Source organism: Bradyrhizobium sp. (assembly GCF_035273305.1).
Classification (GTDB): Bacteria; Pseudomonadota; Alphaproteobacteria; order Rhizobiales; family Xanthobacteraceae; genus Bradyrhizobium.
Window position 1 is genome coordinate 25447 of the sequence record NZ_DATEPI010000003.1, and the last position, 25740, is coordinate 51186.

Annotated in this window: 28 protein-coding genes; 19 read left to right on the forward strand and 9 right to left on the reverse strand. The window is 60.9% G+C overall.

Translation table 11 applies throughout. The annotated features are described in order from the left end of the window. Positions 1 to 188 precede the first annotated feature (188 nt). The 5 genes from ccmI to VJV58_RS00290 are packed head-to-tail and all read left to right on the forward strand — an operon-like array spanning position 189 to position 5637. Positions 189 to 1403 (forward strand): c-type cytochrome biogenesis protein CcmI, encoded by a 1215-nt coding sequence (ccmI, locus tag VJV58_RS00270; RefSeq protein WP_324135301.1) that lies wholly within the window; start codon positions 189 to 191, stop codon positions 1401 to 1403. Then, positions 1403 to 1876 (forward strand): cytochrome c maturation protein CcmE, encoded by a 474-nt coding sequence (gene ccmE, locus VJV58_RS00275; RefSeq protein ID WP_324135302.1) that lies wholly within the window; start codon positions 1403 to 1405, stop codon positions 1874 to 1876. Before ccmI ends, ccmE begins: the two co-directional genes overlap by 1 nt. A gap of 16 nt (positions 1877 to 1892) precedes the next feature. Further along, positions 1893 to 3875 carry a heme lyase CcmF/NrfE family subunit gene (locus VJV58_RS00280; protein WP_324135303.1) on the forward strand — a complete coding sequence of 661 codons (1983 nt, stop codon included), beginning with the start codon at positions 1893 to 1895 and terminating at the stop codon, positions 3873 to 3875. A gap of 43 nt (positions 3876 to 3918) precedes the next feature. Beyond that, complete coding sequence (locus VJV58_RS00285; RefSeq protein ID WP_324135304.1) at positions 3919 to 4428, forward strand: cytochrome c-type biogenesis protein; 510 nt, start codon at positions 3919 to 3921, stop codon at positions 4426 to 4428. Between the two features lie 60 nt (positions 4429 to 4488). Then, positions 4489 to 5637 carry a DUF3095 domain-containing protein gene (locus VJV58_RS00290; RefSeq protein WP_324135326.1) on the forward strand — a complete coding sequence of 383 codons (1149 nt, stop codon included), beginning with the start codon at positions 4489 to 4491 and terminating at the stop codon, positions 5635 to 5637. A 56-nt stretch (positions 5638 to 5693) separates the two neighbouring features. Here the strand turns inward: VJV58_RS00290 and VJV58_RS00295 are convergent, their stop codons facing one another. Both VJV58_RS00295 and VJV58_RS00300 read right to left on the reverse strand, forming a co-directional pair. Continuing rightward, positions 5694 to 7067 (reverse strand): MATE family efflux transporter, encoded by a 1374-nt coding sequence (locus VJV58_RS00295; protein ID WP_324135305.1) that lies wholly within the window; start codon positions 7065 to 7067, stop codon positions 5694 to 5696. 100 nt (positions 7068 to 7167) lie between these two features. Then, a complete protein-coding gene (locus VJV58_RS00300) occupies positions 7168 to 7695 on the reverse strand; it encodes a GNAT family N-acetyltransferase (protein ID WP_324135306.1) in 528 nt (175 codons plus the stop codon). A gap of 141 nt (positions 7696 to 7836) precedes the next feature. On the opposite strand from VJV58_RS00300, the gene VJV58_RS00305 reads away from it, so the two are divergent. From VJV58_RS00305 to VJV58_RS00345, 9 genes are all read left to right on the forward strand, one after another. Next, positions 7837 to 8433, forward strand: a complete 597-nt coding sequence (locus VJV58_RS00305) for a superoxide dismutase (RefSeq protein WP_324135307.1) — start codon at positions 7837 to 7839, stop codon at positions 8431 to 8433. A gap of 130 nt (positions 8434 to 8563) precedes the next feature. Continuing rightward, positions 8564 to 8938, forward strand: a complete 375-nt coding sequence (gene crcB / locus VJV58_RS00310) for a fluoride efflux transporter CrcB (RefSeq protein WP_324135308.1) — start codon at positions 8564 to 8566, stop codon at positions 8936 to 8938. A gap of 65 nt (positions 8939 to 9003) precedes the next feature. Then, positions 9004 to 9204, forward strand: a complete 201-nt coding sequence (locus VJV58_RS00315) for a hypothetical protein (protein WP_324135309.1) — start codon at positions 9004 to 9006, stop codon at positions 9202 to 9204. Positions 9205 to 9206: 2 nt separating this feature from the next. Next, positions 9207 to 9965 (forward strand): ABC transporter ATP-binding protein, encoded by a 759-nt coding sequence (locus VJV58_RS00320; RefSeq protein WP_324135310.1) that lies wholly within the window; start codon positions 9207 to 9209, stop codon positions 9963 to 9965. Positions 9966 to 9969: 4 nt separating this feature from the next. Next, entirely contained in the window at positions 9970 to 10854 is an 885-nt protein-coding gene (locus VJV58_RS00325) for a metal ABC transporter permease (protein ID WP_324135311.1), read from the forward strand. Between the two features lie 12 nt (positions 10855 to 10866). Next, a complete protein-coding gene (locus VJV58_RS00330) occupies positions 10867 to 11739 on the forward strand; it encodes a metal ABC transporter substrate-binding protein (RefSeq protein WP_324135312.1) in 873 nt (290 codons plus the stop codon). A gap of 54 nt (positions 11740 to 11793) precedes the next feature. Further along, a complete protein-coding gene (locus VJV58_RS00335) occupies positions 11794 to 12840 on the forward strand; it encodes a GTP-binding protein (RefSeq protein ID WP_324135313.1) in 1047 nt (348 codons plus the stop codon). Then, positions 12840 to 13859 (forward strand): WD40 repeat domain-containing protein, encoded by a 1020-nt coding sequence (locus VJV58_RS00340; RefSeq protein ID WP_324135327.1) that lies wholly within the window; start codon positions 12840 to 12842, stop codon positions 13857 to 13859. Before VJV58_RS00335 ends, VJV58_RS00340 begins: the two co-directional genes overlap by 1 nt. Before the next feature lie 74 nt (positions 13860 to 13933). Next, complete coding sequence (locus VJV58_RS00345) at positions 13934 to 14263, forward strand: hypothetical protein (protein ID WP_324135314.1); 330 nt, start codon at positions 13934 to 13936, stop codon at positions 14261 to 14263. 38 nt (positions 14264 to 14301) lie between these two features. Here VJV58_RS00345 and VJV58_RS00350 read toward each other — a convergent pair whose 3' ends face one another. From VJV58_RS00350 to VJV58_RS00370, 5 genes are all read right to left on the reverse strand, one after another. Then, positions 14302 to 15735 carry a homospermidine synthase gene (locus VJV58_RS00350; protein ID WP_324135315.1) on the reverse strand — a complete coding sequence of 478 codons (1434 nt, stop codon included), beginning with the start codon at positions 15733 to 15735 and terminating at the stop codon, positions 14302 to 14304. 38 nt (positions 15736 to 15773) lie between these two features. Further along, positions 15774 to 16160 (reverse strand): RidA family protein, encoded by a 387-nt coding sequence (locus VJV58_RS00355; protein WP_324135316.1) that lies wholly within the window; start codon positions 16158 to 16160, stop codon positions 15774 to 15776. A 152-nt stretch (positions 16161 to 16312) separates the two neighbouring features. After that, the gene (locus tag VJV58_RS00360; RefSeq protein WP_324135317.1) at positions 16313 to 16915 is read right to left on the reverse strand and encodes an N-acetyltransferase; all 603 of its coding nucleotides are present in this window, start codon (positions 16913 to 16915) and stop codon (positions 16313 to 16315) included. Between the two features lie 115 nt (positions 16916 to 17030). After that, complete coding sequence (locus VJV58_RS00365) at positions 17031 to 18173, reverse strand: type III PLP-dependent enzyme (protein WP_324135318.1); 1143 nt, start codon at positions 18171 to 18173, stop codon at positions 17031 to 17033. Between the two features lie 657 nt (positions 18174 to 18830). Next, positions 18831 to 19091 (reverse strand): hypothetical protein, encoded by a 261-nt coding sequence (locus VJV58_RS00370; RefSeq protein ID WP_324135319.1) that lies wholly within the window; start codon positions 19089 to 19091, stop codon positions 18831 to 18833. A 126-nt stretch (positions 19092 to 19217) separates the two neighbouring features. Between VJV58_RS00370 and VJV58_RS00375 the strand changes: the two genes are divergently transcribed. The 3 genes from VJV58_RS00375 (at position 19218) to VJV58_RS00385 (ending at position 23012) form a co-directional block, all read left to right on the forward strand. Then, a complete protein-coding gene (locus VJV58_RS00375; protein ID WP_324135320.1) occupies positions 19218 to 21308 on the forward strand; it encodes a M3 family metallopeptidase in 2091 nt (696 codons plus the stop codon). Positions 21309 to 21372: 64 nt separating this feature from the next. Further along, entirely contained in the window at positions 21373 to 21957 is a 585-nt protein-coding gene (locus VJV58_RS00380) for a DUF1007 family protein (protein ID WP_324135328.1), read from the forward strand. Continuing rightward, positions 21948 to 23012, forward strand: a complete 1065-nt coding sequence (locus VJV58_RS00385) for a nickel/cobalt transporter (protein ID WP_324135321.1) — start codon at positions 21948 to 21950, stop codon at positions 23010 to 23012. Before VJV58_RS00380 ends, VJV58_RS00385 begins: the two co-directional genes overlap by 10 nt. Before the next feature lie 27 nt (positions 23013 to 23039). Here VJV58_RS00385 and VJV58_RS00390 read toward each other — a convergent pair whose 3' ends face one another. Next, the gene (locus tag VJV58_RS00390) at positions 23040 to 23438 is read right to left on the reverse strand and encodes an MAPEG family protein (RefSeq protein WP_324135322.1); all 399 of its coding nucleotides are present in this window, start codon (positions 23436 to 23438) and stop codon (positions 23040 to 23042) included. A gap of 104 nt (positions 23439 to 23542) precedes the next feature. On the opposite strand from VJV58_RS00390, the gene hemH reads away from it, so the two are divergent. Continuing rightward, the gene (gene hemH, locus VJV58_RS00395; protein WP_324135323.1) at positions 23543 to 24580 is read left to right on the forward strand and encodes a ferrochelatase; all 1038 of its coding nucleotides are present in this window, start codon (positions 23543 to 23545) and stop codon (positions 24578 to 24580) included. A 47-nt stretch (positions 24581 to 24627) separates the two neighbouring features. Here hemH and VJV58_RS00400 read toward each other — a convergent pair whose 3' ends face one another. Further along, positions 24628 to 24966, reverse strand: coding sequence for a winged helix-turn-helix transcriptional regulator (locus tag VJV58_RS00400; protein ID WP_414641361.1), 339 nt, complete (start codon positions 24964 to 24966; stop codon positions 24628 to 24630). Between the two features lie 73 nt (positions 24967 to 25039). Here VJV58_RS00400 and VJV58_RS00405 point away from each other — a divergent pair, with 73 nt between their 5' ends. Next, positions 25040 to 25591 (forward strand): carboxymuconolactone decarboxylase family protein, encoded by a 552-nt coding sequence (locus tag VJV58_RS00405; protein WP_324135325.1) that lies wholly within the window; start codon positions 25040 to 25042, stop codon positions 25589 to 25591. The last annotated feature ends 149 nt before the right edge of the window (positions 25592 to 25740 follow it).

Below are 25740 nucleotides of genomic sequence, written 5' to 3' on the forward strand. Positions count from 1 at the left end.
TCGCAAAGGCTTGGTAAATCCGGCATTATCCTTATGTAGCAGGTCTCGAGGGCGCGCGTTTTGCCGGCGTAGCGTCGTAGTTTTACCAAAGTCTGATATATGCCAAGGTTGAGTGGCTACCTCTTTGGCGTTCGGACGCCTGTCGGTGCACACAAGGCGGCTCGGCCGGCACCCAGCAAAGTGACTTGATGATCCTCTGGCTTATTTTCGGCGTGATGACGCTTGCGGCGGTGTTCGCCGTATGCTGGCCGCTCGCAAGCCGTCGAAAGTACGTCAGTACCGGAACCGATATCGAGGTCTATCGCGATCAGCTGGACGAGATCGGTCGCGACGAAGCCGCGGGCCTGATCGGCAGCGTGGAGGCCGAGGCAGCGCGGGTCGAGGTGTCGCGCCGTCTGATTGCCGCGGCGGAAACCGCGAAATCCGAAAGCGCCGCACCAACACCGGGTGGCGCCGGAAGCTATCGTTGGGCAACGCTCATGGCTGCGGTCCTGGTGCTCCCGCTGGGCGCAAGCATTATCTATCTATCCCTCGGATCGCCTAACTTCGTTCCGGTTACGATGAGCACGGCGAGGGACGCTTCAGCGCTTCCTGCCGGTATCGAAAAAACCGTTGCGGAAGTCGAGGCCTATCTTAAGAACAATCCCGCGAACGGGCGTGGCTGGGAGGTGCTGGCGCCTGTGTACCTTCGTCTTGGACGCTTCGACGACGCCGTCGAGGCGCGTCGCAAAGCGCTTGAGCTATTAGGCCCGACCGCCGCGCGGCTCGGCGATCTTGGCGAGGCAATCGTGATGGCTTCGAACGGCGCGGTAACCCCTGAGGCAAAGAGTCTGTTCGAGCGGGCCGGAGCCACCGACCCTGACGACGTGATGGCAGAATACTATCTTGGGCTGAGCGCCAAACAGGAGGGTCGCCGGGACGAAGCGTTGAAGCGGTGGACGGCGCTGGTCTCCAAAGCGCGCGAGGGCGCTCCCTGGCTGCCGCTTGTGAAGAATGCGCTGGCGCGGATCGATGAGAAAGCCCCGACATTCGTCCTGCCACCCTCAAGCGCCGGGATCGCTCCACCTGCTTCAGACGTCGCCGGCCCCGCCGGAGCGAAGGCGCCGTCCTTGACGATAGCGCCGCCGGGACCGAATGCCAGCCAGGTTGCCGCGGCATCGCAGATGTCGCCGACTGAGCGCAACGAGATGATCGAAGGTATGGTGAGCCGTCTCGCCCAACGCATGGCTGAGAACGGCTCCGATGTCGACGGATGGCTTCGCCTGATCAGGGCGTATTCGGTGCTCGGCGAGCGCGACAAGGCGCTGGGCGCCGCCGCCAGCGCCCGCGCCGCTCTTGCCGGCAACAGTGATAATCTCCGGCGAATCGGCGAGCTGGCCAAAGAGCTTGGACTGGAAGGTTGATGACGCGGAAGCAGCGGCGATTGATTCTGATCGGCTCAAGTCTCGGCGTGCTCGCGATCGCGGTTGCCCTGGTGCTTGGTTCTCTGCGCGAGTCGATCGTGTTTTTCAACTCGCCGACCGACATCGCCGAAACCAAGACAGCTCCCGGCAAACGCGTTCGTCTCGGCGGCCTGGTGAAGACGGGCAGCCTGGAGCGCGGCGACAATTTGCAGATTCACTTCAAGGTGACCGACGGGAACAAGGACATTCCCGTCGACTACCGTGGTATCGTCCCGGACCTATTTCGCGAGGGCCAGGGCGTCGTTGCCGAGGGTCATATCGAGCCGGGCGGCACATTTATCGCCGACACCGTATTGGCCAAGCATGATGAAAATTACATGCCGCGCGAAGTCGTCGAAACCCTGAAGAAACAGGGGCACTGGCAGGAGACGGCCGCGCCCAATCGAGCGCGGCTCCTGCAAAGCGCTAAGTAACGGAGTATCAGCGCCCATGATCCCCGAACTCGGCCACTACGCGCTTGTGCTGGCGCTAGCTCTGGCGCTCATCCAGTCCTGGTCGCCTGCCATGGGCGCGCGCAAGGGTGATCTGGTGCTCATGAAGCTCGCGGATTCGACGGCGTTGGCGCAATTTGCCTTCGTCGCAGTAGCGTTTGCAGCGCTGACCTACTGCTATGTGACTTCGGATTTCTCGGTCGCGAATGTGTACGAGAATTCACACTCTCAAATGCCGCTGATCTACAAATTCACCAGCGTCTGGGGCAACCATGAAGGCTCCATGCTGCTGTGGGTATTGATCCTGGCGTTGTTCGGAGCTCTCGTTGCATGCTTCGGCGTCAACCTGCCGGCAACCCTCAAGGCAAATGTGTTGGCGGTGCAGTCCTGGGTCGCTTCGGCGTTCTATCTTTTTATCCTTTTGACCTCGAATCCGTTCCGTCGGCTTGCCGAGCTGCCGGTCGAGGGACGCGATCTCAATCCGATCCTGCAGGATTTCGGTCTCGCGGTGCACCCGCCGATGCTCTATCTCGGCTATGTCGGTTTCTCGATGGCCTTCTCGTTTGCTGTCGCGGCGCTGATCGAAGGCCGCATTGACGCAGCATGGGCGCGTTGGGTGCGGCCATGGACACTGCTCGCGTGGATTTGTCTGACGCTCGGAATCGCGATGGGCTCGTACTGGGCCTATTACGAACTCGGCTGGGGCGGTTGGTGGTTCTGGGACCCCGTCGAGAACGCTTCACTGATGCCCTGGCTCGCCGGTACCGCGCTGTTGCATTCAGCCGTGGTGATGGAGAAGCGAAATTCGCTCAGGGTGTGGACCATCCTGCTTGCGATACTCACCTTCTCGCTTTCCCTGATCGGCACCTTCCTGGTTCGGTCGGGAGTGCTGACCTCGGTCCATACCTTTTCGAACGATCCCGCGCGCGGCCTGTTCATCCTGGTAATCCTGATGGTGTTCATCGGCGGCAGCCTTGCGCTGTTTGCCTGGCGTGCGCCGCTGCTCAAGCAGGGTGGCCTGTTCGCACCGATCTCGCGGGAGAGCGCACTGGTATTCAACAACCTGTTTCTTGCAACTGCTTGCGCGACGGTGTTTGTCGGCACGTTATACCCGCTGGTGCTCGAGGCACTCACAGGCGACAAGATTTCGGTCGGCCCGCCTTTCTTCAATCTCACTTTTGGACCGCTGTTCGTGCCGTTACTGGTGGCGGTGCCGTTTGGACCGTTGATGGCATGGAAACGCGGCGATCTTTATGGAGTAGCCCAACGCTTGCTCGCGGCATGCGCGGTTGCGATGGTTGGCCTTGCCACGACCTTCGCGTTCGAAGGCACTGAAGCCGTATTGGCCCCGTTCGGGATTGGTCTGGCTTTTTTCGTGATGGCTGGTGCCATCACCGATATCGTTGAACGCATCGACCTGCGCAGCTTTTCAATTGAAACCATCGGCAGGCGTGCAGCCGGACTGCCGCGCTCGGCGTGGGGAACGACGGTGGCGCATTTTGCGCTTGGCATGACCCTGCTCGGAATTGTTTGCGGGACGACCTGGAGCAGCGAGCGCATCGTCGCGCTCAAGCCAGCGCAGACGGTTTCTCTCAGCAGTTATGATTTGAGTTTCGATGGCATGGTGACCAAGGATGGCTCAAACTACCGCGAGACCGCCGCGCACTTCACGGTTCGAACAGGGGGCACTGTGATCGGCGTGATGGAGCCGTCAAAACGGGTCTTTCCATCCCGTGATGGCATGTCGACCACCGAGGCCGCGTTGCTGACACGAGGAGTGAGTCAGCTTTACTTGTCGCTCGGAGACAGTAATGCCGACGGCTCGATCGCGCTGCGACTCTATTACAAACCCTTTGTGCTGCTGATCTGGCTCGGAGCTGTGGTAATGGCGCTCGGCGGCGCTCTGTCATTATCCGACCGCAGGCTGCGGATCGGCGCCCCCAGGCCGGCGGCCCGGGTGATGCCGCAGCCCGCGGAATGATTCCACCTACGGCGACCGAGTGGGCTGCGTTTAAGGATATCGAATGGTCTGGTGCGTTCGGTTGGTTGTAGTGGTGCTGGTGCTTGTTGGCGCAAATCCGCTGCATGCCGTTCAGGTCGACGAGATTCTCCCGGATCCGGTGCTGGAGGCGCGTGCCCGAGAGATTTCTCACGAGCTGCGTTGCATGGTGTGCCAGAATCAATCCATCGACGACTCAGAGGCGCCACTGGCGCGCGATCTGCGTCTGCTGGTGCGCGAGAGGCTTAAGTCTGGTGACAGCGACAACCAGGTGCTCGATTACATGGTGGCGCGCTATGGTGAGTTCGTGCTGCTGAAGCCGAGGCTGAGCTGGCACACGGCGATCTTATGGGGAGCGCCGCTGGCGATCTTGCTTGCCGGGCTTTTTGCGATCGGCTTTTCGGTTCTGCGCCGCCCGGCGGGATCGCCGCTGGCCGAGCCCGCAGCGCTCAGCGAGGCCGAACGGCAGAAGCTGAGCGCGATCGCGCCCCCGGATGCCGGTAATGAGCAGCGGTTCACTGCTCGCGAAACGTAATTTCACCTCGACCGTATCTGGTTGATTATTCCAGAACCCGATTGTGCCGCGCCCATGAGCATGTCCGACGGTAGCGATATCTTCTATGGCAGGATCCCCGTCTTTCGCGGCTTCGCCAGACTGATGGACCCAAGCCTCTATTCGCCACTACCCGATGATTGGAGCATCGGCATCGCCGATATCGTGGAATCGACAAAGGCAATCGCGCAAGCGCGGTACAAGGCCGTCAACATGGCCGGCGCCGCTGTGATTGCCGCGGTGACAAACGCGCTGGATGGGCGCGAGTTTCCCTTCGTCTTCGGCGGCGACGGCGCGAGCTTTGCGATTTCTCCGGCCGATTATGAGCGCGCGCGGGACGCTCTCGCCGCGACCGCTGCCTGGGTTCGGGACGATCTCGATCTGGTGATGCGGGTGGCAATGGTTCCGGTTGCCGCGGTGCGCGCCCAGGGCCTCGACTTGCGCGTGGCCCGGTTCGGTCCCTCACCGAATTTATCCTACGCGATGTTTGCCGGCGGCGGTCTCGGCTGGGCCGAAGCGGCAATGAAACGTGGCGAGTTCGCCGTCGAGGCCGCGCCGTCGAGTACGCAGCCCGACTTGACCGGGTTATCGTGCCGGTTCGAGGAAATTCCCTCGGTCCGCGGCCTCATCCTTTCGGTGCTGATCGTGCCCGCGCGCGATGCAGATCCGGATTTGTTTCGCAAACTGATCGAAGATGTCGTCGCGCTGGTCGAGCGCAGTCCGGATGCGGGGCGGCCGGTGCCAACGGGTGGACCGCCGCTGCGCTGGCCTCCGGCGGGTGTCGAATTCGAAGCGCGTGCGCAACGCGGCGGGCCGCTGTTGAAGCGACGCATCGCGGTGCTGGCGCACACGTTGTTCGCCTATCTGATTATGCGATACGGCATCCGCGTCGGTGGCTTCGTGCCGAAGACCTACATCCAGCAGGTGGTCGAGAATTCCGACTTCCGCAAATACGATGATGGATTGCGCATGGTCCTCGATTGCACGCACGATCTGGAGCGTAAGCTGACACAGCGACTGGCGGAGGCCACTTCAGCGGGGGTGGCGCGCTATGGCCTGCACCGGCAGGACGCGGCGATGATGACGTGCTTCACGCCCTCGGCGCTACGGAGCGATCATGTGCACTTCATCGATGGTGCGCGAGGCGGTTACGCTTCCGCCGCGACTGCATTGAAACGAGCCGTAGCCTGATCTGACCGGACCGAGCGCTACTGCGGCACAATGCTCGCGCGAATTCGCTGTGCCGCTCATTTGCCCCATCGCGTTAAGCCGATCGATGCAGCCGTACTTAAGCCGAATACCGTCATGGAGCAGCCGACCAGGGCAAACAGTGTCCACGCCGGTGCACTGATCGAGGCCAACCACCAGCCGCCGATCCCAACTGTGAGAAGCCTTAGAGTCGAGGCAAGTACGGGGCCGCCGACCTTTGCGGCGCCTTGCGAAGCAAAATAAAGGCAAGTGCCGATGCCGAAAAAGAGGAACGTTGGCCCGGCCCAGGCAAAATACGAACTGGCGGCGCTCGTCACCCCGGGATCACCGGTAAACAGCGATATCCAAAGCGCGGGCTTGATCGCGACGATCAGTCCAACCAAGCCAACTGTCAGTCCGGACAGCCCGGCCGCGGTCCATGCCACCTGGCGCGCCCGCGTCACCAGTCCGGCGCCGATTGCCATCCCGACCATCGGCACTGAGGCCACGCCGATCGCAAATGAAATCGGAATCAGCAAGAATTCAAGCCGCGCGCCAATGCCGTAGCCGGCCAGCATTTCGGTGCCGAAGCTGGCGAGGATTTTTGTGAAGATCAGGATCGTCATCACGCTCTGCAGCGGAGACAGGCATGCGATCGCGCCGACCTTCAGGATGTCGAGCAACATGCCACGTCGAACACGGAACTTCGAAATATCAAGCGTGAGCCGGCTGCGACCGCTGATGAGATACCATGACAGGAATATCGCGCCGAGCGCGAACGCCGTCAGTTGGCCTGCGGCGACGCCGCGCATTCCAAACTGCGGAAGACCAAGAAGGCCAAGACCGAGCGTGCCACCGACGATGATCTGAACCAGAGCGACACCGACCAGCGTTATCGACGGCAGCCTCATGTCGCCGGTACCTCGGAGCACCGATGCGAGCGTGTTTACCAGCCAAATGGCAATGGCCCCGGAGAAAAGTACCTGCGAATAGTCGCAGGCTTGTTCAAGTACGCCGCCGCGCCCACCCAGCAATCTAAAGAAATCCCGCCCTAGCAGCAGCATGATCGCTGTAAAGAAGAACCCTCCGCACGTGCCAATCACCGCCGCATGCAGCGCCAGGACCCCCGCTCGCTCGCGGTCTCCGGCGCCCAACGCCCGGCTGATTGCCGACGAAACGCCACCACCCATGGCGCCCGCTGACATCATTTGCGTGAGCATGACGAACGGAAAAACCAGCGCGATGCCTGCCAGCGGCTCCGTTCCGAGCCGCCCGATATAGGAGGTCTCGGCCACGGCAACCAGCGTGGAGCCGAACATCGCAACCATGTTGGGAAGCGCCAGCCCCAATAGGGTTGGCAGGATGGGCGAGCTCACCAGGCTTTGTACGGGAGCGCTGACGGGAGCGGCGTCCAACGGAGCGTCAATCGTCATGCATCACCGCCGTTTCAGCCCAATGCGGACTGGTTATTAGATTATGAGCGACATACTATGAGAAGGACGGTGCAAAAGCCAGCCCTCCGCGGCGCAGAGGTCACCAGGGCAGCCCGCATAGGTCGATCGTGCCCTGCCGGGGCGCCCGCCTGAGTTCGTAAACGTAGGGCGCTATCGCCTCGAAGCGAATTCGGCCTTGCGGTTGCTCGGCATAGATTTCGCCGTCAAACGGCTTCCAACCCCGACCCATGTAGAAGGGCGCGTGGTGCGGTTCACAGAAAAGCAACGCGGAGTCGGTGGAGCCTTCATGCTTTAAGGTTTGAATGGCCGCATTGAGCGCAACGCTCGCATATCCATGACGGCGGTAGCTTTCGCGGGTCAGAACGCCGCCGATTCCGCCTGCGCGCATTCTGCGTCCATTCCATGTCACCTCGCGCCGGTAGATGCCGACATGGCACACAGCTTCACCAGCTTCAGTCTGAACCAGGACACGCAGGTCCGCGTGGGCAAAGACGATGTCCGCCCACGGCAGTGTTCGTATGATTTCGGGCGGCCAGACCTCGTTGAAAAGGGGTTCTGCGAGCGGCCAGGACTCGTTTCCGTTCAAAACCTCGATTTCGATGCTCATTGCTCTCCTGGCCTGTTGGGAGCGCCTAGGCCTTGCGTTGCCGGAGGCGCTGTTCTGCCAAATAGCGGTATTTCGGCCCAGCGGAACCTTCTATAAGAGGTTCCGTTAAGTCTCGTCTTCCCTCAGTGCGGACATCACCCCATGACCTTTACGCTCCCCAACCTGCCTTACGCCTATGACGCCCTTGCACCCCATATGTCCAAGGAAACGCTGGAATTTCACCACGACAAGCATCATCAGGCTTACGTGACCAACGGAAATAACGCGATCAAGGGGACCGAATTCGAGGGCAAATCCCTCGAGGAGATCGTCAAGTCTTCGTTCGGCAAGAATGCTGCCGTCTTCAACAATGCCGGCCAGCACTACAATCACATGCATTTCTGGAATTGGATGAAGCCCAACGGCGGCGGCAACAAATTGCCGGGCCGCCTGCAAAAGAAAATCGATGACGATCTTGGCGGGCTAGAGAAATTCAAGACTGATTTCGCAGCCGCGGGTGCGTCGCAATTCGGCTCGGGCTGGGCTTGGCTCACGATGAAGAACGGCAAGCTCGAGGTAACCAAAACGGCGAACGGCGAAAATCCGCTGGTCCATGGCGGTACGCCTGTTCTTGGCGTCGATGTCTGGGAGCACTCCTACTACATCGATTACCGCAATCGCCGCCCCGATTACCTGAAAGCATTCGTCGATCATCTGGTGAATTGGGAGTATGTCGAGCAGCTGTTCTCAAAGCTCTGACACTCTTCACTCGTTGATATGAGGGCGGCAGCATCGGTTGCCGCCCTCAATCGTTGCCTGTTTTGCTTGTTGCGAGCGTTACTCGGTTACGGCAAAACCACTCGGCTGGCGTTGGGGGAAGCAGCTTCGGATGAACTATCTTCTGATCTTTATCGGTGGGGGGCTTGGTTCGTCGCTGCGCCATACCGTTAACGTCGCCACCGCGCGCGCTTTCGGGACGGCGTTTCCGTATCACACCTTCATCATCAATATCACCGGGTCGACCATCATGGGGTTGGTCGCGGGTTATCTCGCCTTCAAGGGCGGACCGTCGCAGCATTGGCGCCTTTTTTTGATGACCGGCGTTCTAGGCGGGTACACTACCTTTTCCGCGTTCTCCCTTGACGCCGCGCTGCTCTATGAGCGCGGGCAGATCGCGCTCACGCTGCTCTACGTGCTGGGTTCGGTGGTTCTTTCGATTGCGGGCCTGTTCGCCGGTCTGGCGCTGGTTCGTCATTTGACGTGAACCGGCACCAGTACGTCGCGATCCGCGTTCTGGACAGTGGTAATGTTATAATATAACATTGTTCCATGACCGGTCCCGCCGCTCCGTACCACAGCGCCAGCCATGAACACGGCCACGTGCATTCCCACAGCCATGGTCCGGCTTCGCCCCATCCGGCACAGGCCGCGCCGTGGTCGATCCTGCGCATGACTGTGGTCTCCCGTTTCGGCGCGGCAATGGCGGTCAGTGCCTGTCTCTGGGCCGTCGTCTGGCTGGCGATGCGATGAAGATGACCGCGCCCCTGCGATTCCGCGACGTAACGCTGGGCTATGATCGCCACCCGGCGGTGCACCATCTGTCAGGCGAAATCTCCTCCGGTGCGCTGCTTGCGGTTGTCGGTCCTAACGGGGCGGGCAAGTCCACGCTGCTTCGCGGCATCGCCGGCATTCTCAAACCGCTGGCCGGCTCGATCGAAACCGGCGGTCTCGACCTCCGGGATATCGCGTACTTACCGCAGACCGTCGATATCGATCGTAGTTTTCCGATCTCGGTGTACGATTTCGTTGGCACCGGACTCTGGCGCAGCGTCGGCTTATTCGGAGGCATGGGTAAGGGCGTGCGCAACAGGATCGCGCAGGCGCTCACCGCAGTTGGACTGAACGGTTTTGAAAACCGCGCGATCGGTACGCTCTCGGGCGGGCAGATGCAGCGAATGCTGTTCGCTCGGGTGTTGTTGCAGGATGCGCGGCTGATCGTGCTCGACGAGCCCTTCAACGCGATCGACGCCAAAACCTCGGCCGACCTTGTCGCCTTGCTGCGGCGCTGGCATGCCGAAAAGCGCACGGTGATGGCGGCGCTGCACGACATGGATCTGGTGCGCGCCAATTTCCCCGAAACGCTGCTGCTGGCGCGAGGACCGGTTGCCTGGGGCTTGACCTCCGACGTTCTGAACGCGGAGAACCTCGCGCAAGCGCGGCGGATGTGTGAAGCTTTTGACGACTCTGCCGCCGCCTGCGCCGTGGATGAACTACCGTCGCAGGCGGCCTGACCCGATGAATGCCATTGCGACGATTTATGCCGCGCTGGTTGCGCCCTTCACCGAATTTGAATTCATGCGCCGGGCGCTCGCCGCTGTTACTGCGCTCGCGCTTGGCGGCGCGCCAATCGGCGTGTTTCTGATGCTGCGGCGGATGAGCCTCGTCGGCGACGCAATGGCGCATGCGATCCTGCCGGGCGCGGCCATCGGCTTCCTGCTGTCAGGTCTCAATTTGTTTGCGATGACAACCGGCGGATTGATCGCGGGGTTTACCGTGGCCATTCTCGCCGGCGTCGTCGCGCGTTCGACCGGGCTAAAGGAAGACGCTTCGCTCGCGACCTTCTACCTGGTTTCGCTGGCGCTCGGCGTCACCATCGTTTCGATCAAAGGGACCAACATCGATTTGCTGCATGTGCTGTTTGGCAACATCCTCGCTATGGACGATGCCACCCTACTCGTGATCGCTGCGAACGCAACCATCACGTTGATCGTGCTGGCTGTGATCTACCGGCCGCTGGTGATCGAGAGCGTGGATCCCGTATTCCTGCGGACGGTGAGCCGCGCCGGCGCGCCGTCGCATCTGGCGTTCCTGGCCCTGGTGGTTATCAATTTGGTCAATGGTTTCCAGGCGCTCGGCACCTTGTTGGCGGTTGGGCTGATGATCCTGCCCGCCGGCATCGCACGATTCTGGTCACGCGATCTAACTGCCATGATCTGCATTGCAGTCGCGAGCGCTTTTGTGTCGGGTTACGCGGGTTTGGTGCTCTCGTTCCAGACCAAGGTCCCTTCGGGTCCGGCTATCATTCTGGTGAGCGCAGCGCTCTATGTCGCCTCCGTGTTGTTCGGCACTGTGGGCGGCCTGATCAGGCAGATGTTTCCTGGCCGACACCTCGAAGCCTAGCGGGGGAACGCAATGCGGCGTTTTCGGCTCGGGCTCATTTTTCTTGTCCTCGCGATTGCCTTGCCCGCGCGCGCGCAGGATCGTCTCAATGTCATCGCCAGCTTTTCAATTCTTGGCAATTTCGTGCAAAACGTCGGCGGCGATCGCCTAAGCGTGAGCACGCTCGTTGGCCCCGATGGCGATGTGCACGTCTATGCGCCGACGCCCTCGGACGCCAGAAAGATTGCCGACTCGAAACTGCTGGTAATCAACGGTCTGGGGCTGGAGGGTTGGTTGGCACGACTGCTGCATGCGTCCGGCAGCAAGGCTCCGATCGTCACGGCAACCGAAGGCATCGCGCCGCTCAAGGTCGGCTCCGATGCGGATCCGCACGCCTGGCAGTCGGTGCCGAACGCCAAGATCTACGTGGCGAACATTCGTGACGCACTGGTGGCGGCTGATCCCGCCGACGCCGGCGTATTTCGCAGCCGGGCGGAGATCTATCTGGCGAAGCTCGATGCGCTCGATCGCGAGGTGCGCGACGCGATCGCGCGAATTCCATCAAACCGGCGCAAGGTGATCTCGACCCACGATGCCTTTGGCTATTTTGCATCTGCCTACGGCATCGAATTCATCGCACCGATCGGCGTGTCCACGGAATCCGAGGCCAGCGCCCGCGATATCGCGGGGATCATCACCCAGATCAAAACCGAAAAAATTCCGGCCGTATTCCTGGAAAACATCAGCGATCCGCGGCTGATCCGACGGATATCGGCCGAGACCGGAGCCAGAGTTGGCGGGACGCTATATTCGGACAGCTTGACCGGCGAAAAGGGCGATGCCCCCACTTACATTGACATGGTCAGGCACAATATAAAGGCCCTGACGAGCGCGCTGGCCGAGTAGGCGGGGGCCACCCCGCTGCCGTGTGCGCCTCAAGTCCCGCTTTTCGGAGTTGAAATGCCAGAATCGACGTCTCAAAAAATTCCCGTGACGGTGCTGACCGGCTATCTCGGCGCGGGCAAGACCACGCTTCTCAATCGGATTTTGTCGGAAAATCACGGCAAGAAATACGCCGTGATCGTCAACGAATTTGGCGAAATCGGCATCGATAACGATCTGATCATCGGGGCTGATGAAGAAGTGTTTGAGATGAATAACGGGTGCGTCTGCTGCACCGTGCGCGGCGATCTCGTGCGCATCCTCGATGGTCTGATGAAGCGCAAGGGCAAGTTCGACGCCATCATCGTCGAGACCACTGGCTTGGCGGATCCAGCGCCGGTAGCACAGACCTTCTTCGTGGATGAGGACGTGCAAAAGAATGCGCGGCTCGATGCGGTGGTGACGGTCGCCGACGCCAAATGGCTGAGCGATCGTCTGAAGGACGCGCCGGAAGCCAAGAACCAGATCGCGTTCGCCGACGTCATCGTGCTCAATAAGACCGATCTCGTCTCCAAGGCTGAACTGGCTGAGGTGGAGGCGCGGATTCGCGCGATCAATCCTTATGCCAAGCTGCATCGCACCGAGCGCTGCAAGGTGGCTCTGTCCGATGTGCTGGAGCGCGGCGCGTTCGATCTCGACCGTATCCTCGAACTCGAGCCCGAGTTTCTCGATGCGGGCGATGGCCATGATCATCACGGCCACGAGCATCACGAGCATGATCACGACCACGATCACGGCCATCATGGCCTGAAGCACTATCATGATGAGGAAATGCAGTCGCTGTCGCTGCGCTCGGATAAGCCGCTCGACCCGACCAAATTCATGCCCTGGCTTCAGAACTTGGTCGCAAGCGAAGGGCAGAAAATCTTGCGTTCGAAAGGTATCCTGGCTTTCAGCGACGACGATGATCGTTATGTATTTCAGGGCGTGCACATGATGCTCGAAGGCGATCACCAGCGCGCCTGGAAAGAGGGTGAGCAGCGCGAGAGTCGACTCGTCTTCATCGGTCGCGAGTTGCCCGAACAGACGATACGCGACGGTTTTGAGAGCTGTATCACCTCGTGATGAAAGATTTTCAGGCCGGCGAGAATACAGGCTCTATCGTTTCAGTCACGGATAAGGTGCGCCCGGTCAATATTGGCGCGCCCGTGAGCTCAGTGCAGTTTCTCGGAGATAAGGCTGCGTTCGTCGGCGCCGAGGAGAACGTCTATCTGGTGAACGCGCAAGGTGACGTCTCGCGAGTGGCTGTTCATAGTGGCGGGATTTTGTGCGCGATAACGGATGGTACGCGCCTCGTCATGGGCGGGGACGACGGCAAGCTCGTGAGCCTCGATGGAAGCGGCGAGGTTAAACTGCTTGCGACCGATGCGAAGCGACGCTGGATCGACAACGTCGCGCTACATGCGGACGGCGCGGTGGCGTGGTCGGCTGGCAAAACGGCTTTTGTTCGCAGCGGCAAGAACGAGGAGAAATCGTTTGATGCGCCATCGACGGTCGGAGGGTTGGCGTTCGCGCCCAAGGGCCTGCGGCTCGCGGTAGCGCATTATAACGCGGTGACCCTCTGGTTTCCCAACATGACCGCAAAGCCCGAAGTCCTGGAATGGGCGGGCTCGCACCTGGCCGTGACCTTCAGTCCCGACAACAAGTTTCTGGTGACCGCGATGCACGAGCCGGCGCTGCACGGCTGGCGGCTCGCAGATGGCAGGCACATGCGCATGACCGGCTATCCGGGACGGGTCCGATCGATGTCATGGAGTGCAGGAGGTAAAGCGCTGGCCACCTCGGGTGCGGATACCGTGATCATGTGGCCGTTCGCCAGCAAGGATGGGCCGATGGGCAAGGAGCCCGCGATGCTGGCGCCCCTGCAGGCTCGGGTCTCGACAGTGGCGTGTCATCCGAAGCAGGACATCGTCGCTGCCGGCTATAGCGACGGCACGGTCCTGCTGGTGCGCCTGGCTGATGGCGCCGAGATCCTCGTGCACAGGAACGGCAGCGCCGCTGTCGTGGGGTTGGCCTGGAACCCCAAGGGCACGCTGCTCGCGTTCGCTACCGATGACGGCGAGGCTGGGCTGCTCGAGCTTTAAGCGCGCTCGCGTGTTCCGTCCGGAACAATGCGTTCCGGCCTCCGTTGTTACTGCTGCTAACCAGCGGTGACGTAATGCTCCTTGAAGATAGCAGACGTGCCTACACAAGGGATTTTTTGCTGGCGGCCGTCATGGTCGTTGTCGGCTTGTTGATGTGCGGGTTGGCGTTGGTCCAACTATCGAGCCGCGATCACGTGATGGCGCAGGCAACCCAGCCGCTGCAATCCTCGCCGCCGCCCAGTCAGGACAACGCGCCGGCAGAATCCAAACCCGGCGGCCAGCGTCCGACCACGCCGGCGCCCGAACCCGCCAGACCAGATCCACAGGCGCAAAAGGAAGGCGCGAAAGCCGCGCTGCCGCCTGCTCCTGCCGAAAAGATGGCGCCGCCGATCCAGCAAAAATAACATTCACTGTTTCAGCGTTGTGGAACGTCCGCCTTACTTTATCGCACCAGCACGTTCCTGAATTGCCAAGGATCTGACGTGTCGATGTCTTCCGGAAAAAGACCGGGACGATCGGTGAGCGGCGTCCAGTTGGTGTAGTAGCCTTTCACCGGCCCCAGATAGGGCCGCTGAATTTCCAGGCAGCGCCGGAAGTCCATCTCGTCGGCCTCCACGATTCCGACGGTTGGATTTTCCAGCGCCCAGACCATGCCGGCGAGAACCGCGGACGAGACCTGCATGCCCGTCGCGTTCTGATATGGCGCGATTGCCCGCGTTTCCTCGATCGAGAGCTGAGAGCCGTACCAATAGGCATTCCTGGCGTGTCCATAGAGGAGCACGCCCAGTTCATCGATGCCGTCCTCGATCTCATTCTCATCGAGGATGTGCCACTTCGGTTGCATCTTCCCGGTGGCGCCGAACATCTCGTGCAACGACAGCACCGCATCATTGGCGGGGTGGTAGGCGTAGTGACAGGTTGGCCGGTAGATCACATTGGCGCCGTCTCGCACGGTGAAATAATCCGATATCGAGATTGACTCGTTGTGCGTTACCAGGAAACCATATTGCGGTCCCGGCGTCGGACACCATGAGCGAACGCGCGTGTTGGCTCCGGGTTGCAGCAGATAAATCGCCGCCTCGCAGCCGTAATCGTGTACGCGGCCATTGTCGGGCATCCAGTTCTCGTGCGTGCCCCAGCCGAGTTCGGCCGGTTGCATGCCCTCGGATACGAACCCCTCCACTGACCAGGTGTTGACGAACACCTTCATCAGTTTCGGCTTCTTGGAGCGCTGGGTGTCGCGTTCCGCAATATGGATGCCCTTGATGCCGAGCTTGTGGGCGAGTTGGCCCCAGCCCTCCCGACTTTTCGGCTCGTTGAATGGCGTGTTGGTGTCGCGCGCGATGTCGAGCAGCGCCTGCTTGACGAACCACGACACCATGCCCGGGTTCGCGCCACAGGTGGAGACGGCGGTGGTGCCGCCCGGACTCTTGTGCTTGGCCGCGAGCAGGCTCTCGCGTAACGCGTAGTTGGAACGCTTCTCAGGACCAATGTTCTTGTCGAAGTAGAAGCCGAGCCACGGCTCGACGACGGTGTCGATGTAGAGCGCGCCGATCTCGCGGCACATCGTCATGATGTCCACCGAGGAGGTGTCGACCGAAAGATTGACGCAAAAGCCCTGGCCGCCGCCGGACGTCAACAGCGGCACCAGCACCTCGCGATAATTGTCCCGCGTGATCGCTTGCTTGATAAAACGCACGCCGTGCGCTTTGGCGATTTCACCATCTTCATGTGGATCGATAATGACGAAGCGCGACTTGTCATAACCGAAATGTCGCTCGATCAACGGCAGGGTGCCTTTGCCGATCGAACCGAAGCCGATCATCACGATGGGGCCGGAAATTTTCGCATGGATTTGCGCGGCGGGCGGGCTCATAAAGTTCGTCTCCGGAGAAATAGGCTTGGCGTGAACGATCAGGTTCGGCGCTTGGCGGTGACTTCGATTTCGATCTTCATCTCGGGCTTCAGGAGGCCAGCGACGATAAGAATGGTCGAGGCGGGCCTGATATCACCGAGCGTCTCGCCGCAAACCCCGAATACGGCATCGGCATCCGCTGCGTCGGTGATGTAATAGGTCGCCCGGACGACGTCGGTGATGGCGAACCCGCCTTCGCTCAGTACGGTGTCGATGGTTTTGAAGCAGTTTCGCGTCTGGTTGACCACATCGACCGGCATGACCATGGTGGAATAATCGTAGCCGGTGGTGCCGGCAACGAAGGCGAAATCGCCATCGATGACGGCGCGGCTGTAGCCGGCCGCCTTCTCAAAAGGCGAGCCGGTAGAAATCAGTCGACGGGACATCATGAGACCTCTAGGTGAGACCGGCCTCGCATCTGGCCTTGGCGCCCGCTTCGCCAAACCGCGAGCGGCTCGACAACAGACTTATGCGCCGGGTTAATAGACCAGAGCGCGGATGGAAGCAAAACGGGTCCGCCTTGCTGCGCTTGGCGAGATCAGGCGACTTGCGGCGCCAATTTGCCCGCGCGAACGGTCGCTCGCGGTTTGCCTCGGGGCGTCGGCTTTCCAGCGGGCAGGATCATTCCCCAGGCTCCGTCGAGTACGCCCTCGCGCAACTCCAGCGCAAGCAGGCGGTCGCGCTCGAATGGGCCGGGTAACGTCAGCTCGGCGGCTTTGCATGGCGAGAAACCGAACCGGCCATAATAGGGGGCGTCACCGAGCAGGATCACCGCGCCATGCCCGCGCGCTCTGGCAGCCTCCAGCGCGTGACGCACCAGGGCAGCTCCGATGCCCAACCCGCGGCATGCGGGATCGACCGCCAAAGGTCCCAGCAACAGCGCCGGCACACCGCCGGCATTGACGTGCCACAGCCGCATGGTCCCGATCAGTCGACGGCTGCTTAGGGCCGAAAACGAGAGCCCTTCAGCCGGCATGCGCCCGTCACGCAGCCTTTGGCAGGTTCGCTGGTGGCGGTTGCTGCCAAAACAAGTATCGAGCAGCGCCTCGCGCGCGGCGATGTCGCGGGGCCGCTCCTCGCGGATCGCTAACGGAGTTGGCTCAGAGCGAAGGGTTAGGGAAGTTTTCCGTGAGGTCGTCATGGCGCATGAGTCCTCGTTCGCATGCCAACAACCCGCGATGCGTCGTTGCAAATTGAGATGGGGGGAAGGGAGCCGGCGAACCGGCTCCCGATGACCTTTGCTTCTGAGGCTCCACTCAGATGTGGTACGTCCGCAGCGGCGGGAAGCCATTGAAGGCCACCGACGAGTAGGTCGAGGTATATGCCCCGGTGCCTTCGATCAGCACCTTGTCACCGATCTCCAGCGTCACCGGCAGCGGGTAGGGCAGCTTCTCGTACAGCACGTCGGCGGAATCGCAGGTCGGACCCGCGAGTACGCATGGCGTCATTTCCGCGCCATCGTGCGCTGTGCGGATCGCGTACCGGATCGACTCGTCCATCGTCTCGGCGAGACCGCCGAACTTCCCGATGTCGAGATAGACCCAGCGCACATCGTCCTCGTCGCTCTTTTTCGAAATCAGAACGACTTCGGTCTCGATGATCCCGGCATTGCCGACCATGCCGCGGCCCGGCTCGATGATGGTCTCCGGGATCTGGTTGCCGAAATGCTTGCGCAGCGCGCGAAAGATCGACCGGCCGTACTGCACGACCGGCGGCACGTCCTTCAGGTACTTGGTCGGGAATCCGCCGCCCATGTTGACCATCGACAGGTTGATGCCGCGCTCGGCGCAGTCGCGGAACACGGTCGAGGCCATCGCCAAGGCACGGTCCCACGCCTTCACCTTCCGCTGCTGCGAACCGACATGGAACGAGATGCCCCAGGGCTCGAGGCCCTGCCGCTTGGCAAGCTCGAGCACCTCGACCGCCATTTCGGGATCGCAGCCGAATTTGCGCGACAGCGGCCATTCCGCACCGGCGCAGTCGTAGAGGATGCGGCAGAACACCTTCGCACCTGGAGCCGCGCGGGCGATCTTCTCCACCTCGGCCGTGCAATCGACCGCGAACAGCCGAATACCGAGCGCGAAGGCGCGCGCGATATCGCGCTCCTTCTTGATCGTGTTGCCATACGAGACCCGGTCCGGCGATGCGCCGGCCGCCAACGCCATCTCGATCTCGGCGACCGATGCGCAGTCGAAGCACGAGCCCATCGAGGCAAGCAGCGACAGCACTTCCGGAGCCGGGTTGGCTTTCACCGCGTAGAACACACGACTGTCCGGCAGCGCCTTCGAAAAGGTCTGGTAATTGTCGCGCACGACTTCGAGGTCGACGACGAGGCACGGCTCGACGTCGTGGCCCTCGCTGCGGCGGTTGCGCAGGAATTCCTGAATGCGTTCGGTCATTGCACCCTCCAAACGGCCCCAGCGACGGGGACACGTTCAAAAATGACGTCGGATATGAGTGCTCCGGCCAAGTCGTGCGATGGAGGCGCAACGAAGCCGAAAACTCAAACCGAACTGTGCTGCCGTGGATTGGTTGGGAGGGATCCCGCCCGCACACCTGGCAATGAAGGACAAGCCTCTTCGGTAATCGCGCCGGCTGGTGGAGAGCCGGCAGAGACCAAAAAAGCCCGATCCGTCGTTGCTTTAAGTCGCGTCCCCCGTTGAGAACGAGGTGCACCGGTTCGCCTCCGGCTGCCAGTCACGGTTGCAAGGAAGGAAAAGACCTTCAATGGCATCTCTTGAGAGAGATGCTGGCCCCTTAATCCGTGGCGGATTAAACGACCCTCGGTTCTTCATCCCTTGGCGGCTGTCCGGCCTCTTGTCCGGATACCTACCGACTGACACACGACCACAGGCACGTGCGAAATTGGGCAAGAGTGCAGATAGGCGCTTTGAGTCTGCTGCGCAAGATTTTTTTTAGTCTGTTGGGAGATTTCCCTAACAGATGATTGTCAGAGCCGTGCTCGGCGCGCGCTTGCGTGTTGAAAGTGAACAGACGTTAAGCTTCCAAGCGCACCAACAACAAACAGCAACGCCGCTTTGTTGATCGATGACAACTTACAAGCGGCGCGTAAACGGCTCGACGCGCTGAGCTCCGCGGATGAATGCCACCATGACGAATACGCCGGCCGCGAACAGTACCGCCTGCAGGATGTGGGCGCCGGTGTCTTCGAGTCCAAACAGAATCGCGAGTGCCCAGCCGCCGGCGAACGCAGCGCCAAACACTTCGGCGCCAATCAGGATCGCGGCGCTCGCGATCGTAATGACAGTGGACCAGACGATCTGGCGGCCGCTGGCCTGAGAGGATTGTATGTTCATGAAGCGGGTCCCGTTTAGGCCGGCAATCTCTATGAAAAGCCCCGGCCTATCAAGCGCAAAAGGCCCAAAAAAGCCGCACCGCGTGATATAGGCTGCGCTCGGAGCAGAACGAGAACGGGGATCGGGATGTCGGGAATCCAGCAAGTGCCGGTCGTCGCGCAAGCTCAGGCCAACCCGTTGCTGAGGGCATGGCAGACGCCATTCGAAACACCGCCGTTCGCGGAGATCGCGCCGGAACATTTCCTCCCGGCGTTCGAGCAGGCTTTCGCAGATCATGCGGCGGAGATCGCGGCGATCGAGCATGACCCGGCGACGCCGGACTTCGCCAATACCATCACGGCGCTGGAACGCTCGGGCAAGCTTCTCAGCAAAGTTTCCGCCGTGTTTTACGACCTCGTCTCGGCGCACTCCAACCCAGCGCTGCTCGAGATCGACAAGGAGGTGTCGTTGCGCATGGCCCGGCACTGGAACCCGATTATGATGAATGCAGTGCTGTTCGGCCGAATAGCAATGCTCCATGATAATCGCGCCAGCCTGCGCCTGAGCAGCGAGCAACTGCGGTTGCTGGAGCGCAGCTATACCCGCTTCCACCGTGCCGGCGCTGGGCTCGATGAGGCAGCCAAGAAGCGCATGGCCGAAATCAATGAACGGCTGGCGCAACTCGGAACCACCTTCAGCCATCATCTACTTGGGGACGAGCAGGACTGGTTCATGGAACTGGGCGAGGGCGATCGCGACGGCCTTCCCGAGAGTTTTGTTGCGGCTGCCGAGGCTGCCGCCGAGGATCGCGGAATGCAAGGCAAGGCAATCGTGACGTTGTCGCGTTCGTCCGTGGAGCCTTTCCTGAAGTGCTCCGCGCGCCGTGACCTGCGCGAAAAGGTCTACAAGGCTTTCATTGCGCGCGGCGATAACGGCAACGCCAATGACAACAACGCCATCATCGTGGAGATTCTCAAGCTGCGGGAGGAGAGCGCAAAGCTGCTTGGTTTTCCGACCTTCGCCGCCTATCGGCTGGAGGATTCGATGGCGAAAACGCCGCAAGCGGTTCGCGGCTTGCTGGAGCGGGTCTGGAAGCCGGCCCGTGCCCGGGCGCTCGCCGATCGCGACGCCTTGCAGGCGCAGGTGGCGGAGGAAGGCGGCAACTTCTCGCTCGCGCCATGGGACTGGCGCTACTATGCCGAAAAACTGCGGCAGCGACGCGCCAATTTCGATGACGCCGCGATCAAGCCTTATCTGGCGCTCGACAACATGATCGAAGCCGCCTTCGACTGCGCGACGCGCCTGTTTGGCATCACCTTTTCAGAACGCAAGGATATCTCGGTCTGGCATCCCGACGTGCGGGTTTGGGAGGTGAAAGACCGCGAGGGGCGTCACAAGGCGTTGTTCTACGGCGACTACTTTGCCCGGCCCTCGAAGCGCTCGGGAGCGTGGATGACCTCATTGCGAGATCAGCAAAAACTCGATGGCTCCATCGCTCCGCTGGTCGTCAATGTCTGCAACTTCTCAAAGGGCGCCGAAGGGCAGCCCTCGCTGTTGTCGCCGGATGACGCCCGGACGCTGTTCCACGAATTCGGCCACGGCCTGCACGGGATGCTCTCGGACGTTACCTACCCCTCGCTTTCCGGCACCAGTGTGTTCACGGATTTTGTCGAATTGCCTTCGCAGCTTTACGAGCATTGGCAGGAGCAGCCGCAGGTGCTGCAGCAATTCGCTCGGCATTACCAAACCGGGGAGCCGCTGCCTGAGGATCTATTGCAGCGTTTCATGGCCGCGCGAAAATTCAATCAAGGCTTTGCGACCGTGGAATTCGTTTCTTCGGCGCTGATCGACCTCGAATTCCATACCCAGCCGACCTCGGCAGTTGCGGACGTGCGGGCCTTCGAGCGTCAGGAATTGGAACGGATCGGCATGCCTGCCGAGATTTCGCTGCGTCATCGGCCACAGCAATTTGGCCATATCTTTTCCGGTGACCACTATGCGGCCGGCTACTACAGCTACATGTGGTCCGAGGTAATGGACGCCGATGCGTTCGGCGCGTTCGAGGAAGCGGGCGACATCTTTGATCCTGCGGTAGCCAAACGCCTGCACGATTACATTTATGCGTCGGGCGGCTCGCGCGACCCGGAAAATGCCTATGTCGCATTCCGGGGCCGGGAGCCTGAGCCTGATGCGCTGTTGCGCCGCCGGGGCCTGATGGAAACATCCGAGGCTGCTTGAAGTGAAAAAGACATTTCATCGGCTCATTGGTTTGCTGCTGATAGCCACCTCGATCGCGTTTGGGATGAGCCCGGCGCAAGCCCATCCGCACGTCTGGATCACTGCCGTCAGCGAGCTGATCTATGCCCCCGACGGCTCGATATCTGGGGTGCGTCATGCATGGACGTTCGATGATATGTTCTCGACTTACGCCTTGCAGGGCATCGAGACCAAGACCAAGGGCGTCTACAGCCGCGACGAACTCGGGCCATTGGCGCAGACCAATGTCGATTCGCTGAAGGAGTTCGGCTTCTTCACCTTTGCGAAAGCCGACGGCAAAAAGGAAAAATTCCTGGAGCCGGTCGATTATTTTCTTGAATACAAGGATGCCGCGCTGACGCTGCATTTCACGCTGCCGCTCAAGACGCCCGTCAAGCCGAAGCAGCTCGCGCTGGAAGTGTTTGATCCGTCGTATTTCATCGATTTCACGTTTGCCGAAAAGGATCCGGTAAGGCTGAACGGAGCGCCGGCCGGGTGCCAGATGCAATTCCAGCGACCGAAAGACGGCACGGCCAATGCCCAAAAGCTGGGCGAGCAGACGTTCCTAACTGGAGACAATTCGAATTATGGCGCGATGTTCGCCAACAAGATCACGGTGCAATGCCCGTGACCGCACCATCGCGCACGAGTTTTGTGTGCAGCATGGCGGCCTGTGCCGGAGCGCTGGCCGTTGCTGCAATTATTGACGGGTCCCTGGGCGAGCTTATGGCCCAGAACCCGTTCGGGGCGCCGCGGCCGAGCGGCGGCGAGCCGCAGTTGGGCGGCATTGTCGGCTGGCTGCTCGCCAAGCAATCCGAGTTTTACCGCGAGATATCTGCAACTATTCGCGCCGCGAAATCTGACGGCAGCGCGGTCTGGAGCCTTTACGCGATTTCGTTTGCATACGGGATTTTTCATGCCGCCGGCCCCGGCCACGGCAAGGCGGTGATCTCGTCTTATCTGGTTGCCAATCAGGAAACGGCGCGCCGCGGTATTGTCTTGTCTTTCGCCTCGGCGCTGATGCAGTCGCTGGTGGCGGTGGTGATCGTTACGATTTGCGCCGGGCTGCTCCATGCCACCGCGGCGACAATGTGTGGAACGGAAAAGGCGGTGGAGATCGCAAGCTACGCGCTGATCGCGGCGTTTGGCGCCCGGCTGGTCTGGACCAAGGGCGGCGCGTTCATTGGTGCGCTCCAATCGGCGCAGCCAAGGCCCGCACTGGTGGGGATCGTGCATCATCATGGTCACGGCCACACGCATCATCATCACGATCGGCATGACGCCCATGTGCACGACGAGCACTGTGGCCATTCTCACGGTCCTGATCCAGTCGAGCTCGCCGGTCCCGGCGGATGGCGCCGCGGATTGAGCGCGATCTTCACCGTCGGCATCAGGCCTTGCTCGGGCGCGATCCTGGTTCTGGTATTCGCTCTCTCGCAAGGCCTGTTCTGGGCCGGGGTGACCGCTACCTTCGTGATGGGACTGGGCACCGCGATTACGGTTGCGACCATTGCGGTCATGGCAGTGTCGGCAAAGGATCTGGCGCGAAGGCTGAGTGCCGGGCGCGAAGGCGGCGGTGCGCTCGTCATGCGCGGCGTGGAATTCGCTGCCGCCGGCCTGGTGCTGCTGTTGGGGGCCGGGCTGCTGTTCGGCTATATTGCGGCCGAGCGCGTGACCTGCCTCTAGCATGGGGGGCCCAGCATGATCCGGGCTTCACGCCAACCAAGCGCTCCTGATCAACGGCATGAAGAAAATGGCGACGTTGAGCGCAAAGCCGAGTGTCCACAGGATCGAGCGCAGCGTCGGACGATTGCCGACGTAGGTGAAAACATAAGCAACTCTCACGATCAGGAATAACACCGCCAGTTCATCGATCAGCCTTTGTGGGCCAAGGTGAAATTGAGCCAACAACACGGCAACTGCGAAGAAGGGGAACGCCTCGATGCCGTTTTGATGCGCGGCCAGTGCGCGCGAGCGAATTGGATCGGCATAGAATGCAGGGTCACGCGGTCTGGAGTTATCGAATTGTCGAAACGCGATCCACTTCGGGGCCGCGATGGTCAGCAAATAGAGCGTCAGCGTTCCGAAAATGCACCATTCGGCGATCGTCATGATCTATCCCCAACGCGCGGCAATGTTTCTCGATGTCTTTGCAACAATAGCGAAACCGCCATTATCTTGACAAGAATGGCCCAACGCGCGAAGCCACGCTCGCTATGACGGCGGTTCTTCCGATCGAGACAGCCAAGGCTGCGAGCGGGCTCAAGTCCGAGCGCATCGGCGTGCTCCTGGTCAACCTTGGCACTCCCGACAGCGCGGACGCCAAAGGCGTGCGCGTTTACCTGAAGGAATTTCTATCGGATCCCCGCGTGATCGAGGACCAGGGACTGTTGTGGAAGTTGGCGCTGAATGGCGTCATTCTGCGGGTTCGCCCCGGCCGCAAGGCCCGCGACTACCGAAAGATATGGAACACCGAGAAGAACGAGTCACCACTCAAGACCATTACGCGTTCACAGTGCGACAAGCTCTCCGCGGCCATATCAGACGGCAAACGCGTGGTGGTGGATTGGGCGATGCGCTACGGCAATCCGTCAATCCAATCACGCATTGATGCCCTGATGGCTCAAGGCTGCGAGCGGCTGCTGGTCGTGCCGCTCTATCCTCAATATTCGGCCGCGACGTCGGCCAGCGTGTGCGACGAAGTTTTCCGCGTGCTCGCCGGGATGCGCGCGCAACCGACCTTGAGGGTGACGCCGCCCTATTACCAGGATCCGGATTATATCGACGCGCTGGCGGTCTCGATCAATACACACCTTGCCACGTTGCCGTTTGAGCCGGAGCTAATCGTGGCATCATTCCACGGCATGCCGCAGAAGTACGTCGACAACGGCGATCCATACCAGATTCAATGTGTCGCGACCACCGATGAACTCCGCAAGCGCATGGGACTCGATGCCTCGAGGCTGTTGCTGACGTTTCAGTCACGGTTCGGTTACGATGAGTGGCTGCAACCGTACACCGACAAGACTATGGAAACGCTTGGCAAGCAGGGGGTGCGTCGGATTGCCGTGGTTACTCCGGGTTTCTCAGCCGACTGTCTGGAGACGCTGGAAGAAATCGCCCAGGAGAACGCCGAAATCTTCAGGCACAATGGTGGCGAGCAGTTTGCTTTTATCCCATGCCTGAACGACAGCGAGCCAGGGATGGATGTTATCCGCCAGCTCGTTTTGCGCGAGCTTCAGGGCTGGATCTGACGCCCGCCTCTTATCATTGGCTCTGAGGTGCAGGGGGAGGCTCTGAACTAGTCCTTCCGCTGCTTCCTCCAGCGCTCCGCAAAACGATGCAGCGGCAGAAACGTTTCCAGCAACTCCCTGCCGATCGCGGTGAGGCCATATCCGCTCGAGCGAATGAGTTCGACAAAGCCCGCCTGCCGCAGCTCCGATAACCGCGCCTGCAGCACGGTCGGCGAAGCTCCATCACACGCGTCGCGTAACGCACGCGAGGTCAGCGGCCCCTCGCGCAATTGCCACAGGATACGCAAACTCCAGCGCCGCCCCAACAAATCGAGCAGCACCATGATAGGGCGGCCGGATTTTGAACCGCGCACGCTGCGTTTTTTCATGGCTGGACCACGTTCCATCATCGAAGTCTCCCTTGTCTCGCTACAAATAACGTAGCATAGTGCTATTGTTAATGTAGCACGGGAGCAGACCATGTCACGCATCGCGCCGCTCGAGCCGCCATATGATCCGGAAATCCAGTCTCAGTTCGACCGGATCATGCGGGGCGCGCCGCCGCTGATGCTATTTCGAGTAATCGCCGGTAATGTCCGAGCGTGGGAAAAATTCCGCGCAGCCGGCCTGCTGGACCGCGGCCCGCTTTCGCTGCGCGAGCGCGAGATCGTCATCGATCGAACCTGCGCGCTGACCGGATGCGAATACGAATGGGGCGTCCATGTCGCGACGTTCGCGGAGGCGGCGCATCTCACGGGCGAGCAGGTCCGCGCCACGGTGCTAGGGAGTGCTGATGCATCGTGCTGGTCGAAGAGCGAACAAGTCCTGATCGCCGCCGTCGATGCGCTGCATGCCCGCGCGACGTTGAGCGAGGCGGAATTCAAGGCCATGTCGGCGCATTATGACGATGCGAAGATCTTTGAAATTATCCTGCTCTGCGGATTTTATCGCACCGTCTCATATCTCGCGAATGGGCTTGCTCTGCGGCTGGAGGAGGGAGCGGCGCGTTTTCCTGCGATGCCCCGCACTTAGCCGAACCGCCTCGTGGCAACGCGATCGAACACGGAAGAATGGAAATAGGACGGCTGGGAGGAACGCTACGCCACCCCGGCGCGCAGCACGTCATGGACGTGAACGATACCAACCGGCCTCTTGCCCTCGGCGACAATCAGCACGGTCAC